Annotated in this window: 11 protein-coding genes and 1 pseudogene; 6 read left to right on the forward strand and 6 right to left on the reverse strand. The window is 58.7% G+C overall.

Annotated elements, in window-relative coordinates; genetic code table 11:
- Positions 1-39: 39 nt before the first annotated feature.
- Together guaB and D3Z90_RS21415 are read right to left on the reverse strand one after the other, a co-directional pair.
- Complete coding sequence (gene guaB, locus D3Z90_RS21410; RefSeq protein WP_136477910.1) at positions 40-1,509, reverse strand: IMP dehydrogenase; 1,470 nt, start codon at positions 1,507-1,509, stop codon at positions 40-42.
- Between the two features lie 85 nt (positions 1,510-1,594).
- Positions 1,595-2,152, reverse strand: coding sequence for a sugar ABC transporter ATPase (locus tag D3Z90_RS21415; protein ID WP_136477911.1), 558 nt, complete (start codon positions 2,150-2,152; stop codon positions 1,595-1,597).
- A 72-nt stretch (positions 2,153-2,224) separates the two neighbouring features.
- Between D3Z90_RS21415 and xseA the strand changes: the two genes are divergently transcribed.
- From xseA to D3Z90_RS27425, 5 genes and pseudogenes are all read left to right on the forward strand, one after another.
- Entirely contained in the window at positions 2,225-3,604 is a 1,380-nt protein-coding gene (xseA, locus tag D3Z90_RS21420) for an exodeoxyribonuclease VII large subunit (RefSeq protein ID WP_136477912.1), read from the forward strand.
- A 3-nt stretch (positions 3,605-3,607) separates the two neighbouring features.
- Positions 3,608-4,432 carry a M23 family metallopeptidase gene (locus D3Z90_RS21425; RefSeq protein ID WP_136477913.1) on the forward strand — a complete coding sequence of 275 codons (825 nt, stop codon included), beginning with the start codon at positions 3,608-3,610 and terminating at the stop codon, positions 4,430-4,432.
- A gap of 311 nt (positions 4,433-4,743) precedes the next feature.
- Entirely contained in the window at positions 4,744-6,417 is a 1,674-nt protein-coding gene (leuA, locus tag D3Z90_RS21430; RefSeq protein ID WP_136477914.1) for a 2-isopropylmalate synthase, read from the forward strand.
- 392 nt (positions 6,418-6,809) lie between these two features.
- Positions 6,810-7,790 (forward strand): annotated as a pseudogene (locus tag D3Z90_RS27420) (nitrate- and nitrite sensing domain-containing protein); the annotation flags it as partial.
- 156 nt (positions 7,791-7,946) lie between these two features.
- Complete coding sequence (locus D3Z90_RS27425) at positions 7,947-8,654, forward strand: methyl-accepting chemotaxis protein (protein ID WP_371922329.1); 708 nt, start codon at positions 7,947-7,949, stop codon at positions 8,652-8,654.
- Between the two features lie 1,172 nt (positions 8,655-9,826).
- Here D3Z90_RS27425 and D3Z90_RS21440 read toward each other — a convergent pair.
- From D3Z90_RS21440 to zwf, 3 genes are read right to left on the reverse strand one after another with little or no spacing between them, the layout of a single operon-like run.
- Positions 9,827-10,501, reverse strand: a complete 675-nt coding sequence (locus tag D3Z90_RS21440; RefSeq protein ID WP_136477916.1) for a bifunctional 4-hydroxy-2-oxoglutarate aldolase/2-dehydro-3-deoxy-phosphogluconate aldolase — start codon at positions 10,499-10,501, stop codon at positions 9,827-9,829.
- A gap of 17 nt (positions 10,502-10,518) precedes the next feature.
- Entirely contained in the window at positions 10,519-11,232 is a 714-nt protein-coding gene (pgl, locus tag D3Z90_RS21445) for a 6-phosphogluconolactonase (protein WP_136477917.1), read from the reverse strand.
- Entirely contained in the window at positions 11,219-12,688 is a 1,470-nt protein-coding gene (zwf, locus tag D3Z90_RS21450) for a glucose-6-phosphate dehydrogenase (RefSeq protein ID WP_136477918.1), read from the reverse strand. Before zwf ends, pgl begins: the two co-directional genes overlap by 14 nt.
- A gap of 215 nt (positions 12,689-12,903) precedes the next feature.
- Between zwf and hexR the strand changes: the two genes are divergently transcribed.
- Positions 12,904-13,764, forward strand: a complete 861-nt coding sequence (gene hexR, locus D3Z90_RS21455) for a DNA-binding transcriptional regulator HexR (RefSeq protein ID WP_176794343.1) — start codon at positions 12,904-12,906, stop codon at positions 13,762-13,764.
- Here hexR and D3Z90_RS21460 read toward each other — a convergent pair.
- Positions 13,757-14,611, reverse strand: a complete 855-nt coding sequence (locus tag D3Z90_RS21460; protein WP_136477919.1) for a D-hexose-6-phosphate mutarotase — start codon at positions 14,609-14,611, stop codon at positions 13,757-13,759. The two genes, hexR and D3Z90_RS21460, sit on opposite strands and share 8 nt — an antisense overlap.
- Positions 14,612-14,709: the final 98 nt, after the last annotated feature.

Raw genomic sequence — 14,709 nt, forward strand, 5'->3', positions numbered from 1 at the left:
TGTCGATAACAGCCCCGCTTGCAAGTGTTGCCAGAAGCATCAACCTACGCGGTAGTTTGGCGCTTCTTTGGTAATTTGTACGTCATGCACATGGGACTCGGCCATGCCGGCACCGGTGATACGCACGAACTCAGGTTTGGTGCGCATTTCTTCGATGTTGGCACTGCCGGTGTAGCCCATCGAGGAACGCAGGCCACCCATCAACTGGTGGATGATCGCGGTCAGAGTGCCCTTGTATGGCACGCGACCTTCGATACCTTCCGGTACCAGTTTCTCGGCACCTGCCGAGGAGTCCTGGAAGTAACGGTCGGAGGAACCTTGAGCCTGGGACATTGCGCCCAGCGAGCCCATGCCGCGGTAAGCTTTGTAGGAGCGCCCCTGGAACAGTTCGATCTCGCCAGGCGCTTCTTCGGTACCGGCGAACATCGAGCCCATCATCACAGCCGATGCACCGGCTACGATGGCCTTGGACAGGTCACCGGAGAAACGGATACCGCCGTCGGCGATCAATGGGATACCGGTGCCTTCCAGCGCAGCGGCAACATTGGCGATCGCGCTGATTTGCGGAACGCCAACACCTGCGACGATGCGAGTCGTGCAGATCGAGCCTGGGCCGATACCGACCTTGACTGCGTCAGCGCCAGCTTCGGCCAGGGCCTTGGCTGCAGCGCCAGTCGCAATGTTGCCACCAATGACCTGTACCTGTGGGAAGTTCTCTTTTACCCAGCGAACGCGGTCGATCACACCCTTGGAGTGACCGTGAGCGGTGTCGACAACCACTACATCGACGCCAGCGGCGACCAGCGCGGAAACGCGGTCAGCGGTGTCTTTGCCGGTACCGACCGCGGCACCAACACGCAGACGACCCTGGTCGTCCTTGCTGGCCAGCGGATAGGCCTTGGCCTTCTCGATATCGTTGACGGTCATCATGCCTTTGAGAGCGAACTTGTCGTCGACGATCAGCACGCGCTCGATGCGATGCTTGTGCAGCAGTTCGCGCGCTTCGTTCTTGTCGGCGCCTTCCTTGACCGTGACCAGCCCTTCTTTAGGCGTCATCACTTCGCGGACGGTGGCATCCAGGCGGCTTTCGAAGCGAACGTCACGGGAAGTAACGATGCCGACCAGGTCGCCGTTATGCAGCACCGGAACACCGGAGATGTTGTTCAGGCGAGTCAATTCGAACAGGTCACGGACCGTGGCGTCAGCCTCGATGGTGATCGGGTCCTTGACCACGCCGGCCTCGAACTTCTTGACCTTGCGCACTTCGGCAGCTTGCTGCTCGATGGTCATGTTCTTGTGGATGATGCCGATGCCACCTTCCTGGGCCATGGCAATGGCCAGGCGGGCTTCGGTCACGGTATCCATGGCGGCAGAAACCAGCGGAATATTCAGCTCGATGCCACGGGTCAAACGGGTCTTGAGACTGACTTCATTGGGTAGTACCTCTGAATAACCAGGCACTAGGAGAATGTCGTCGAAGGTCAGGGCTTCTTGGCTGATACGCAGCATCGCGGGGGCTCCCGGGCGGGAAAAATGGAAGCGCGCCATTATACTCATCCAGAGCCCTTCGCTCAATGCAAAGATGGGCCTTCGGTCAGTTACCTGCGCGACTGACCTGCACCAGGGCCACTGGCTGATCCAGCCAGTCGGCGAAGTCATCGAGAAACGTTTGCTTGAACCCCGCTGCGCTCCAGTTGTTGAAGATGAAACCCAGGTTGGAAAAAGCGCAAGGTTGCAAGAACAGAAAGCCATTGATGTCGTCTTCATGTGCGCACAATGGGCAAATGAAGTTGTCGGTCTGCCCGGGCATCCACTCCTCCAGGCTTTCGAACAAGGCCACGCCAACCTCTCGACGGCATTGCGGGCAGCCAGCCTCCTCGAGGAAATCGTCGAGCGGGGTATAGATGCAACGCTTGGTAATCACCTCCAGGCCGTTGACCGCGTTGTCATAGGGCAACAGTTCAGGACGCTCCACTACTTTGCGCGCGCCCTCGCCGATGGCATACGCCATGCGATTGCCAGTGCCGCCGCAGGTGCTCAACTGCTCCTCAACGATCCTTTCACGCACCAGCCAACGCAGAATCGCCCGCGCACGCGGCTCATGCACAGGAACGCTGGATATCTTCGGGACAATGATGCTCTGGGTAATCATGACGGCAGCCAAACATGCTTGAAAGCTGCCAGTTTACCATCGCGGTGCCACATTCCTTTATGATGCTGTCCCATGATCAAAGACCCTTTCGAAAGACTCGGCCTGGACCGCGAAGTCCTCACCGTCAGTCAACTTAATGGCCGCGCCCGAGTGCTGCTCGAAGACGTGTTCCGCAATGTCTGGGTGGAAGGCGAGATATCCAACCTCGCCCGCCCAGCGTCTGGTCACATCTACTTCACCCTCAAGGACAGCGGCGCCCAGGTGCGTTGCGCACTGTTTCGGCAGAACGCTGTACGCGTTCGCCAGGCCTTGCGCGACGGCCTGGCAGTGAAAGTGCGCGGCAAGGTTTCACTGTTCGAGGGCCGCGGCGACTATCAACTGATTCTTGACACCGTCGAGCCAGCAGGCGATGGCGCCCTGCGCCTGGCGTTCGACGCTCTTAAAGAGAAGCTCGGCGCTGAAGGCTTGTTCAGTGCCGAGAACAAGGTCGCCCTGCCCGCGCATCCACAACGCATCGGTATTATCAGCTCGCCGACCGGTGCCGTTATTCGCGACATTATCAGCGTGTTCCGCCGACGTGCCCCGCAGGTCGAACTCACCTTGATCCCCACCGCCGTACAAGGACGCGAGGCCATCAATCAGATCGTTCGCGCCTTGCAACTGGCTGATGGTCGCGGCTTCGATGCGCTGATCCTGGCCCGTGGCGGTGGTTCGCTGGAGGACCTCTGGTGCTTCAACGAAGAAGCGGTAGCGCGCGCCATCGCCGCCTGTGTGACGCCCATCGTCAGCGCCGTCGGTCATGAGACCGATGTTTCGATCAGCGACTTTGTCGCCGATGTTCGCGCCCCAACACCATCGGCCGCCGCCGAACTGCTGGCGCCCGACAGCAGCGACCTGCAGCGACGCATCGACAGCCTAAAGCGGCGTCTGCTACTGCGCATTCAAAGCCGACTGATGCACGACCGCCTGCGCCTGGACAGCCTGACACGTCGCCTGCGCCACCCAGGCGAACGCCTGCGTCAACAAGCCCAGCGCCTGGATGACCTGGACATGCGTTTGCGCCGGGCATTCGAACAACGCCTCAACCAGCGCCGCGAACGCCTCGCCCGTCTCGACACGCGCCTGGCGGCGCAGCATCCTGGACGTACCCTGGCGTTGCTCAAGCAGCGCCTTGACAGCCTCGCCGAACGCTTGCCACGCGCCATGCGCGACACCCTGAAGGATCGTCGTCAACGCCTCCAGGCCCACGCGCAAACCCTGCAGATCGTCAGCCCCCTGGCGACCCTGGGTCGCGGCTACAGCATTCTTCTCGATGAGCGCGGCCAGGCTATCCGCAGTGCCGCGCAGACCCACAACGGCCAGCGCCTGACTGCCCGCCTGGGTGAAGGTGAGTTGCAAGTACGGGTTGAAGACAATCACCTGACCCCGGTCACGCTATCTCTACTGGATTGAGCCATGTCCCGTCTGATTACGCCGCTGTTAATGCTGTGCCTGATGTTCGCCAGCAGTGCCCATGCCAGCTACATCACCCGTCAATTGAACAAACCCGTACCCGGAGGCGTTGCCGTCATCAACCTTGGCCCAGCCGCCCAGGCGCCAAGCGCTCGCTTTGACGGCAAACCCGTACTGGTGGTCAAGGAGCAGAACAACTGGCTGGCCATCGTCGGCTTGCCACTGACCCAGAAGCCCGGCCCGGCGCAGCTCAGACAAGGCTCACGAACACTGAGCTTTACCGTAGGCAGCAAAAAATACCCCGAGCAACGCATTACCTTGAAGAACAAGCGCCAGGTCAATCCAGACCCTGCCGACCTCAAGCGCATCGATGCCGAGCTTGCCGAACAGCTCAAGGCCTATCGTAGCTTCAGTCCCAACCTGCCGAGCAACCTGATCCTCGACAAGCCCGTCATTGGCCCTTTGTCGAGCAAGTTCGGCGTACGTCGCTTCTTCAACGGTGAAGAACGCAACCCCCATGCCGGCCTCGACTTTGCCGTACCTGCCGGCACTCCAATCAAAACCCCGGCCAACGGCAAAGTGATTCTGATCGGCAATTACTTCTTCAATGGCAACACGGTGTTCGTCGACCACGGACAGGGCTTTATCAGCATGTTCTGCCACATGTCCAAGATCGATGTAAAACCCGGCCAGATGCTCAGTCGCGGCGCCGTGGTCGGCAAGGTCGGCTCGACCGGGCGCGCCACTGGCCCGCACATGCACTGGAACGTCAGCCTCAATGATGCACGGGTGGATCCAGCCATCTTCATCGGTGCATTCCAGCCCTGACGCCGGCTTGCGTCATTCAAAAAGACCGCGCAATAATCGCGGTCTTTCCATTCACAAACAGCTATAAAATCTCGACAAGAAGCTATTTTTAAGCATTCCTCTCAATTTTTTCTGAAGGCTTGCCATCCTCAATCCCACTGGTTAGGGTTGAAGCCATGAAGAACTTTCAGACCCTCATCCTGCTTCGTCAACATCGCAGCCTCTGCCTGGTCAGTGCACGACTACCAAGCTGAAACGCGTTGCCTCGCCTTTTCATCTCGTTTTCGTTCGGCAGGCCACCTTTCCAGGCCGCACACTCAAGGATTGCTTTCATGACCATGCTCAAAGACCCTTCGAAAAAATACAGTGCCTTCCCTACCGTCAACTTGCCTGACCGTACCTGGCCGTCGAAGACCATCACCCAGGCGCCGATCTGGTGCAGCTCTGACCTGCGTGATGGTAACCAGTCGCTGATCGAGCCGATGGATGCGGTGAAGAAGCTGCGCTTCTGGAAAACCCTGGTCAGCGTTGGCGTGAAAGAAATCGAAGCGTCGTTCCCGTCGGCATCGCAAACCGACTTCGACTTCGTTCGCACCCTGATCGAAGATGGCCACATCCCAGATGACACCACCATTCAGGTGCTGACCCAGGCCCGTGAAGATCTTATCGCCCGGACGTTCGAGTCCCTGCGCGGGGCGAAGAAAGCCATCGTTCACCTGTACAACGCTACCAGCCCATCGTTCCGCCGTATCGTCTTCAATCAGGACAAGCAAGGTGTGAAAGACATCGCGGTGAACGCGGCCAAGCTGTTCGTCAAATATGCTGCACAGCAGCCGGAAACCCAGTGGACCTTCCAGTATTCCCCAGAGACCTTCAGCGCTACCGAACTGGAGTTCGCCAAGGAAGTCTGTGACGCAGTGATCGAGGTGTGGAACCCGACACCAGAGCACAAGATCATCCTCAACCTGCCAGCGACCGTCGAAGTCTCGACGCCGAACATCTACGCCGACCAGATCGAATGGTTTGGTCGGAATGTCAGCCGCCGTGACAGCGTGCTTATCAGCCTGCACACCCACAACGACCGCGGTACGGGCGTCGCAGCTACCGAGCTTGGCCTGATGGCTGGCGCCGACCGTGTCGAAGGCTGCCTGTTCGGCAACGGCGAGCGCACCGGCAACGTCGACCTGGTTACCCTGGGCTTAAACCTTTACACCCAAGGTGTCGACCCCGAGCTGGATTTCTCCGACATCGACGGCGTACGCAAAGTGGTCGAAGAGTGCAACCAACTCCCTGTTCACCCGCGTCACCCGTACGTTGGCGATCTGGTTCACACCGCATTCTCCGGCTCGCATCAGGACGCCATCCGCAAAGGCTTCTCGCAGCAGAAGGACGATGCCAAGTGGGAGGTGCCTTACTTGCCGATCGACCCTGCAGACATTGGCCGCAGCTATGAAGCCGTCATTCGCGTCAACAGCCAGTCGGGCAAAGGTGGCATCACGTACCTGCTCGAGCAGGAGTACGGCATCAGCTTGCCGCGCCGCATGCAGATCGAGTTCAGCCAGGTAGTCCAGGGTGAAACCGACCGCTTGGGCCTGGAAATGACTGCCCAACAGATCTACAGCTTGCTGCACCGCGAATACTTGCAAGCCAACTCACCCTACGCGCTGGTCAGCCACCGCCTGCAGGAAGAGAACGGCAACAGCAATGTCGAGGTGGAAGTGTCCGGTGAAGGCGAGACCACCTTGCACTGGCGCGGCAAAGGCAATGGTGCTCTCGAAGCCCTGGTCGCCGGCCTGCCGGTTGCCGTAGAAATCATGGACTACAACGAGCACGCCATCGGCGCCGGCACCAATGCCAAGGCCGCTGCCTACATCGAGCTGCGTGTCGCCGGTGGTCGCCCAGTACACGGCGTGGGTATCGACGAGAACATCACCACTGCCAGCTTCAAAGCACTGTTCAGCGCGCTGAACCGTTCATTGAGCCAGCAGGAAGCCAAAGCCGCATAAGCGGACGCTGTAAAACCGCAAAGGCCCGTATTCCAGAATACGGGCCTTTTTTATTATTCAATGCTTACTCGCAAACTTTAAGTTTTATTAAAATTGACTCTCGTCAATTTCATATATCAAACCTTATGCTAACGGAATGATTAATTAATCCCTCAACTTAGTTAACGCTATCCCCACTTATATCCACTCCAGTAGAATAGTGGCTGCGTGCCACCAAACAATAAAAGGAACCGGCCAAACGCTTACTACAGAATGCATATGAGGTTTGAATCAACATGCTCAAGAACGCTCCGCTTCGTCTAAAACTATTATTGCTGCTGGTATTACCAGTGCTCGGGTTTTTGAGCCTTGCAGGCGTATTCATCGTCGACAACTACCGAACGCTCAAGGACATGGATACCACTGTCGAAGCCACCCGAACGGCAACACTTCTGAGCCAGTTGATTACCACCTTGCAACGCGAACGCGGCACCAGCGGAGTGTTTCTTGGCAGCCGCGGGACCGCCATGGCCGACCACCTGATGTCCATGCGCAGCGAATCCACTGCGGCCGTCGAAGCAGTGAGCAGGCAGTCCAGCAAGCAAGACGCCGGGCTTGAGAAAGTAATTGCAGCCCTGCAGCGCTTGCCTGAAATCCGTAGCCAAGTGGACAAACTGAGCATCGACAGCACCGAGTCAGGAACACGCTACACGCAAATTATCGATCAGTTGATCGGCTACACCCATTCACTAGAAAGCGGTGTAACTAATACCCGTGTGATTCATGCCTTGAGCGCCCTTAACCAGTTCATTGAAATGAAAGAGCGGGCCGGCCGTGAGCGAGTAACATTTGGCCTGGTCTTCCATCAAGATCGTTTCGATGAAACTTTGCTATCACGCTTCGCCCGCAACTTGGGAGAATTCAGCGCATATGCCGACGGGTTTCGACGCAAGGCCCCTCCTGCAGCACTGCGCCAATTCGACGAAAAAATGCAATCAGCCGCCGCCGTCGAAGTTGCCCGTTTGCAACGCCTGGCATTTGAAGTACCACTAGGCCAGCGACTCGGCGTCAATCCGCAAGTCTGGTTTGAAACAGCCACCCAGCGCATTGATCAGATGAGCGAGGTCGAGCATTCACTGACCCAGACGGTCGGCACTCTGGCCGAGCAAGCACGCAGCGAGGCAAGCAGGGCTATGTGGCTGACCATTGGTAGCGCCCTTGTCGCACTGCTGGCAGTAGCACTGCTGGCCTGGGCGATAATTCGCAGCATCGATGTAGCTGTACGCGATATCAATCAAGCATTGAACAAGCTGGCCGAACGCGACCTGACCTCCAGGACCACTTACCAGAGTGACGATGAATTCGGCCAGATTGCCAACAACCTCAATCGCATGAGCAAAGAGATCACCAACATTGTCGAGGAAATCAGCAATGCCACCACGCAGGTAGCGACTGCCGCCGAAGAGTCCTCGGCGGTCACGCTGCAAACCAGCCGCAGCGTCGAACAACAACGCCAAAGCACCGAATTGGTTGCCACGGCCATCAACGAAATGAGCGCAACCGTACGCGAAGTGGCTCACAGCACTAGCGACGCGGCGAGCATGTCTCAGCAAGTCAATGCCAACGCGGCTCAGGGCCGAATCGAGATCGAGAGCACCATCGAGCTGATCCGTCAGCTGTCGGACCAAGCCGAGCAGACTGCCAGCACCATTGATGACCTCAAGCGCGAAAGCGATGCCATCTCTTCAGTGCTGGATGTCATCCGCGGGATTGCCGACCAGACCAACTTGCTGGCCTTGAACGCAGCGATAGAGGCGGCTCGCGCCGGAGATCACGGTCGCGGCTTCGCTGTAGTCGCCTCGGAAGTGCGGACTTTGGCACAGCGAACCCAGGAATCAACCGGCAACATTCAGCAGATGATCAGCAATCTGCAAGCCGGCTCGGAGCGCGCCAGCACCTCGATGCTTGAAACCTTGAGCAAGGCTCAGTCAGGCGCCAACAATATCGAACGCGCCGGTGAACTGCTCTGCGAAATTGCCGACGGGGTTGCCAGTATTAATGACCGCAATATTCAAATCGCCTCTGCCGCAGAAGAGCAGAGTGCAGTATCGGAAGACATCAACCGCAATGTGAACGAGATCAACGACCTGGTGATACAGGTGAGTGCGGGCGCGCAGCAGACGGCTGTGACCAGCCAGGAGTTGGCGCGACTGGCGGAACAGCAACAAGACCTGGTCAACCGCTTCAAAGTTGCCTAAGGCCTGTAGGTACGCCAGGCAAAAAAAAGGTTGTTCACGGAATTCCGGGAACTACGCACCGGGGCCTGCTAGCGAGTGAGCACCGGAATGTGGCTCGAATGGCGATGGACATATCCGTTTGTTGGGGTGGCACTACTGGCCGGCTTCGCTTTTACGGCGACCCACTTTCGTCGGGGTGTATGGACCGGACACATGGTGGACACGTGTACGGAGACATCGTTGACACATTATCGCCTGCCATCCGGGTTGTCCCTTCGGTAGGTTGAGTGTAGGTATTGCGTAGTCGGGTGCAGCCTAGACAAAAGGGATGCGCCGTAAGAGCGCAAAGGTGATCCGAAACCGCCTAAGCCAATGGATCAGCACTGGCTGAATGGGGCACCACCTACGCACCGGAATGTGGCTCAGGTGTCGATGGGCATATCCTTTTGATGTGGTGGCACCACTGGCTGGTTTCGCCTTTACGGCGACCCGCTTTTGTCGGGGCAAAAGTGGGCAAAACCCTTGTCCCTGCATTCGGCCCTGCGCTGCGCTCCGGGCTCCCTCATTCCACCCTTGCTCCCGTGGGGACCGCGCCGAAGGGCCGTCCTGGCCCTGCGGCGCTCGCCGGCCATCCATGGCCGTCGCCCCACTACGCAAGGGTTCCATTCGGCCTACTGAAGGGACGATTTGTGGCGTCTGCACGATTTGTGCAGGTAGAAGCACAGCAGCGGCAACGGCAACAGCGAGGTGCTGGTGTGCAGCTTTTGCTTTTGATCTGGCTCTTCGTACATCGCCAGCCCAGACACCCTGGATCGCCCCTTCAGTAGGCTGAGTGTAGGTATTGCGTAGTCGGGTGCAGGCTATGGATGGCCTGCGAGCACCGTAGGGCCAGGACGGCCCTTCGGTGCGGTCCCGACGGGAGCAATGCCGGAGCGAAGGGACCCGGAGCGCAGCGTAGGGCCGAATGCAGGGACACACGGTTTTGGTTCCTTTTGCCAAGACAAAAGGGACCCGCCGTAAGGGCGGAAGGGGCCAACAGCGCCGCCGCATCGAATGGATAAGCTCACAGCCTCAAATCCCAGCCCAGCCCAGCCCAGCCCAAAGATCATGCCCCCGGGATTTCGTGAAGAACCAAAAAAAGGGGGGCGCCGACCAAGCGCCCCCATAAGCCGTGCAGCACACAACGATTCAGTTCAATCCAGCAGCGCCAGTGCCTCGGCACTACAAGCCTGGACGCGCGCCCAGTCGCGGTTCTTGATCCAACCACTGTCGAGCATCCAGGTGCCACCCACGCACATCACATTGGGTAACGTAATATAGCTTTTGACATTTTCCGGGTTGACCCCGCCGGTTGGGCAGAAACGTACATCACCAAACGGACCGGCAAACGCCTTGATTGCCGCTACACCGCCACTGATCTCTGCGGGAAACAGCTTGAAGCGGCGGTAGCCCAGGGTGTAACCCATCATGATTTCCGAGGGGGTGCTGATACCTGGCAACAACGGAATGTCACTTTCCACGCCCGCCTGGAGAATGTCCTGGGTAATGCCCGGGGTCACCACAAACTGAGCACCAGCAGCCTGGACCGCAGCAAACATGTTGCGGTCGAGCACTGTGCCGGCACCCACGCACAGCTCAGGGCGCTGTTCGCTCAGTACCTTGATGGCCTTCAAGCCATGCTCCGAACGCAGGGTCACTTCCAGGGTCTTGATGCCACCGGCAGCCAAGGCATCGGCCAATGGCAGGATGTCTTCTTCGCGGGCAATGGTGATTACCGGCAGAATGCGCGCCTGGGTGCATATCTGATCGATCCGGGCAATCTTGTCGGTCATCGAAATTCCCGGCTGTTTCAGTTCATGCGTGGTCATAACGGCGGATCCTTGGTTCATGGGCACCAGTAAATATCCAGAGGGTCTTGAAGAAAAGCACGAATCGGCATTTCGGCGATGTCTGTGCCCTGCAAGGCGGCGCGCAGGGTAGCGAGTTTGCCCGACCCTTGCACGGACAAGGCGGTAAATTCGGCACTGGCCAGCAGCGCACGGGTCATGCTCAGGCGTTGATGAGGAACACTTGGCGCCAGCATCGGCAGGCAACGGCGGCTGCTTTGCGGGTCAAGGCCCTCGGCCAGATTCGGACTGTTGGGGAACAGTGAAGCGGTATGCCCGTCATCACCCATCCCCAGTACCAGCACATCGATCCCGGGCAGCTCGGCCAGGGCCTTGTCAGCGTCCAACGCTGCGGCCTCAAGGTTGGCAGCGGCGCGGTATAAGTTGAGGAAGCGCGCCTTGGCAGCCTTGCCGGTCAATAAGTGACGTTTAAGCAGACCCGCATTGCTGTCGGCATGCTCGACCGGCACCCAGCGCTCGTCGGCCAAAGTCACCAGCACTTTCGACCAGTCCAGCGGCTGCTGAATTAGCGCCGAAAAAAATGCCACCGGGCTACGCCCACCGGACACCACCAACGTAGCCTGGCCGTTAGCCGCTATCGCGGTATTCAAGCGCCCTGCTACATCCTTGGCCAGCCCTTCGGCCAACTGTGCAGCGCTATTGAAGTCATGCGCCGTCACGCCCTCAGGCAGTTGCAATTCAGATATCGCCATACCAAGACCTCCCATCACGGGTAATCAATGCAATTGAACTCATCGGCCCCCAGGAGCCTGCGGCATAGGGCTTGGGCGCTTCACCGCTGCGCTTCCAACCAGCGATAAGCTGATCACACCATTTCCACGCGTATTCGATTTCATCTTTACGCACAAACAGGTTCTGATTGCCGCGCATCACTTCCAGCAACAAGCGTTCGTAGGCATCAGGGATCCTGGCGCTACGCCAGGTGTCGGAAAAATTCAGCTGCAACGGGCCACTGCGCAGTTGCATGCCCTTGTCCAGCCCCTGCTCCTTGGTCATCACCCGCAGCGAAATACCTTCGTCCGGCTGTAGGCGAATGATCAGTTTGTTACCGATCTGCAAGCGTTGTTCCGGGGCGAAGATGTAGTGCGGTGTTTCCTTGAAATGGATGACGATCTGCGAGAGCTTCTGCGGCATGCGCTTGCCGGTGCGCAGATAAAAAGGCACGCCAGCCCAACGCCAGTTGCGGATATCCGCCCGCAAGGCGACGAAGGTTTCGGTATCGCTCTGGGCATTGGCGTTATCTTCCTCCAGATAGCCGGGCACCGACCTGCCTTCGCTGTAGCCTGCAATGTACTGGCCGCGCACCACATGCGTGCTCAGGCCTTCGCCAGTGATCGGTGCCAGGGCCTTGAGTACCTTGACCTTCTCATTGCGGATGCTGTCGGCAGACAGGTCGCTCGGCGGATCCATGGCAATCAGGCATAGCAGCTGCAGCAAGTGATTCTGGATCATGTCACGCAGTTGCCCGGCCTTGTCGAAATAGCCCCAGCGCCCCTCGATTCCGACTTTTTCCGCCACGGTAATTTCAACGTGGGAAATCGAGTTCTGATTCCACTGAGTTTCGAACAGGCTGTTGGCAAAACGCAGGGCTATAAGGTTCTGAACGGTTTCCTTGCCCAGGTAATGGTCGATACGGTAGACGCGGTCCTCCGGGAAGTACTGGGCCACCGCGTCATTCACCCGGCGTGAAGAGTCCAGGTCATGGCCGATGGGCTTTTCCAGCACAACGCGGGTGCGTGCGCTGAGCCCGGCTTTGTCGAGGTTCTCACAGATGCCGCCATAAACCGCCGCTGGCGTCGCGAAATAAGCAATCAGCTGGTTATCATCACCAACCTGGCTGGCCAGCGCTTGGTAGTCCTCGGCCTTGAAGAAGTCCACATGCACGTAGCTCAAGCGCGCCAAGAAACGCTGCAACGCCAGGGTTTCGACCTGATCTTGCGGGACGAACTCTCGCAGATGGCTTTCGATTGTCGCCAGGTGCTCAGCAACGCTGCCCGGTTCGCGGGCAAGCGCCAGCACGCGGGTGTCAGCATGCAGCAAGTCGGCGCGATCAAGCTGATAAAGCGCCGGAAACAGCTTGCGCAACGCCAGGTCCCCAAGGGCGCCAAACAGGGCAAAGGTGCAAGGTTCAACGCTGATCGATGCCATGATATGTTGGTTCTTTTATCAAGTTGACGTAGAAATACCGGTTTCAATCCGAGTTTTCAAGGAATAATGTAGTAAAAACCATAACATTTTGCGCCACGAATAGATTCGAGTGGTGTGCCACCCATGCCATCAGTACGATAGGCCACCGCTTCAAAAGCCCACTGCTCCCAGCACGGGCCGCCTCATCGACCCAAGGACACATACCCATGGACCGCGTGCGAAACCTCCTGGAGCAGATCCAGGGCCGCCTCGAAGAACTGAACAAGGCTGAGCGCAAAGTCGCCGAAGTCATCCTGCTCAACCCTCAACAAGCCACCCGTTTCAGCATTGCCGCCCTTGCCCAGGCTGCCAAGGTCAGCGAGCCGACCGTAAATCGCTTTTGCCGCTCGTTCGGCGTCAGCGGCTACCCCGAGCTCAAACTGCAACTGGCCCAGAGCCTGGCCAGCGGCGCTGCCTACGTCAGCCGAGCAGTTGAAGCCGATGATGATCCGGCCTCCTACACTCAGAAAATCTTCGGCAGCGCCATCGCCTCGTTGGACAGCGCCTGCCAACAACTTGATCCACAACTGGTCAGTCGCGCCGTAGACATGCTGATCCAGGCCCGGCAGATCCATTTCTTCGGCCTCGGTGCGTCCGCTCCGGTGGCACTGGACGCTCAGCACAAGTTTTTTCGCTTCAACCTGGCCGTGTCGGCCCACGCCGATGTGTTGATGCAGCGCATGCTGGCCTCGGTGGCTCACACCGGCGAGCTGTTCGTGATCATCTCCTACACCGGGCGCACCCGTGAGCTCGTCGAGGTTGCACGCCTGGCCCGGGAAAACGGCGCCTCGGTGCTTGGCTTGACCGCTGCCGATTCGCCCCTGGCCAAAGCCAGCAGCCTGAGCCTGAACATACCGCTGCCAGAAGACACCGATATTTACATGCCGATGACCTCACGCATCATCCAACTGACAGTGCTCGACGTTCTGGCTACCGGCATGACATTGCGTCGGGGCGTGGACTTCCAGCCGCACCTGCGCAAAATCAAGGAAAGCCTCAACGCCAGCCGCTACCCGATCGACGACGAACTCAACTGAACAATTGCGCCTGCAAACGCAGGTGAGCCTGTTCGCCTGGGGCAAGACTAAGGCTGTCGCTGCTGCCACTGGCGGCCTCGACACAGACGAAGCCCAGGGTTTCACTGCTGCTGACGCCCAACAGAGGCCGATTGCCCGGATGCCAGACGATTGTGTTTTCGCTATCGCCGGTATCGATACTCAGCTGCCGCTGCCAAGCTGAATCGTGCAACTGCACATTCGCCGCATTGGGAAACACGCGCTGACAGCCGCCATGGACCTTCAAGGCACCTTTCTGGCGACAGGCCTGACGGTTCAAACGGTCATAACCGTCAATGTTTTCTAGCCCAGATAGCGCTATCTCGGCAACGTCACTAATACGCCAGTAAGCCAGCAGAGCATGACTCAATTGACACGGCTGACTGTCCTGATGCGACGTGCTCAGTTGCAACTCCATGCCTTTGCCCAACCTGGCCGACAGGTCGACCTGCCAGTCGCATAGTTGCAAACGCCACGTGAGCGCCACGCCTTCTTCGTCCTCGCTGCTGTCGATCAACTTCCAGTCGAGCAAACGCGCCCAACCGTGGGCTGGCCACATATCTTCACTGGGATGACGACCGTACCAGGGCCAGCACACCGGCACACCCCCGCGGATGGCCCCCACCTGCGGCCATTGCGCCGCGCACCAGAGCCACGGGCGCTCACCTGTGGGCTGGAAGTGCAACAACTGCGCGCCCTGGCGGCTGAACGCAGCCTGGCACTGGGGATGATCGATGATCAGCACATCGCGCTGCTGATAACGCTCCCACTCAAAGGTCGGCCTCGGCCTCTGTGAGGTGAAGAAGCGTTGTAGCGGGTGCTCGGGCATGTCTGGAACTCTTGTTGTTAGTGAGGAGCGTACCGCTAGGCCTGCCCGCCCCCCCCTGCGTATAGGGTGGAGACGGACTCGGGCCGCGATCAGCTCGT

It is taken from the genome of Pseudomonas sp. DG56-2, assembly GCF_004803755.1.
Lineage (GTDB): Bacteria > Pseudomonadota > Gammaproteobacteria > Pseudomonadales > Pseudomonadaceae > Aquipseudomonas > Aquipseudomonas auratipiscis.

Coding starts and splice junctions, on each gene's coding strand:
- guaB (WP_136477910.1), bottom strand. CDS start 1,509: ATGCTGCGTATCAGCCAAGAAGCCCTGACCTTCGACGACATTCTCCTA.
- D3Z90_RS21415 (WP_136477911.1), bottom strand. CDS start 2,152: ATGATTACCCAGAGCATCATTGTCCCGAAGATATCCAGCGTTCCTGTG.
- xseA (WP_136477912.1), top strand. CDS start 2,225: ATGATCAAAGACCCTTTCGAAAGACTCGGCCTGGACCGCGAAGTCCTC.
- D3Z90_RS21425 (WP_136477913.1), top strand. CDS start 3,608: ATGTCCCGTCTGATTACGCCGCTGTTAATGCTGTGCCTGATGTTCGCC.
- leuA (WP_136477914.1), top strand. CDS start 4,744: ATGACCATGCTCAAAGACCCTTCGAAAAAATACAGTGCCTTCCCTACC.
- D3Z90_RS27425 (WP_371922329.1), top strand. CDS start 7,947: ATGAGCGCAACCGTACGCGAAGTGGCTCACAGCACTAGCGACGCGGCG.
- D3Z90_RS21440 (WP_136477916.1), bottom strand. CDS start 10,501: ATGACCACGCATGAACTGAAACAGCCGGGAATTTCGATGACCGACAAG.
- pgl (WP_136477917.1), bottom strand. CDS start 11,232: ATGGCGATATCTGAATTGCAACTGCCTGAGGGCGTGACGGCGCATGAC.
- zwf (WP_136477918.1), bottom strand. CDS start 12,688: ATGGCATCGATCAGCGTTGAACCTTGCACCTTTGCCCTGTTTGGCGCC.
- D3Z90_RS21460 (WP_136477919.1), bottom strand. CDS start 14,611: ATGCCCGAGCACCCGCTACAACGCTTCTTCACCTCACAGAGGCCGAGG.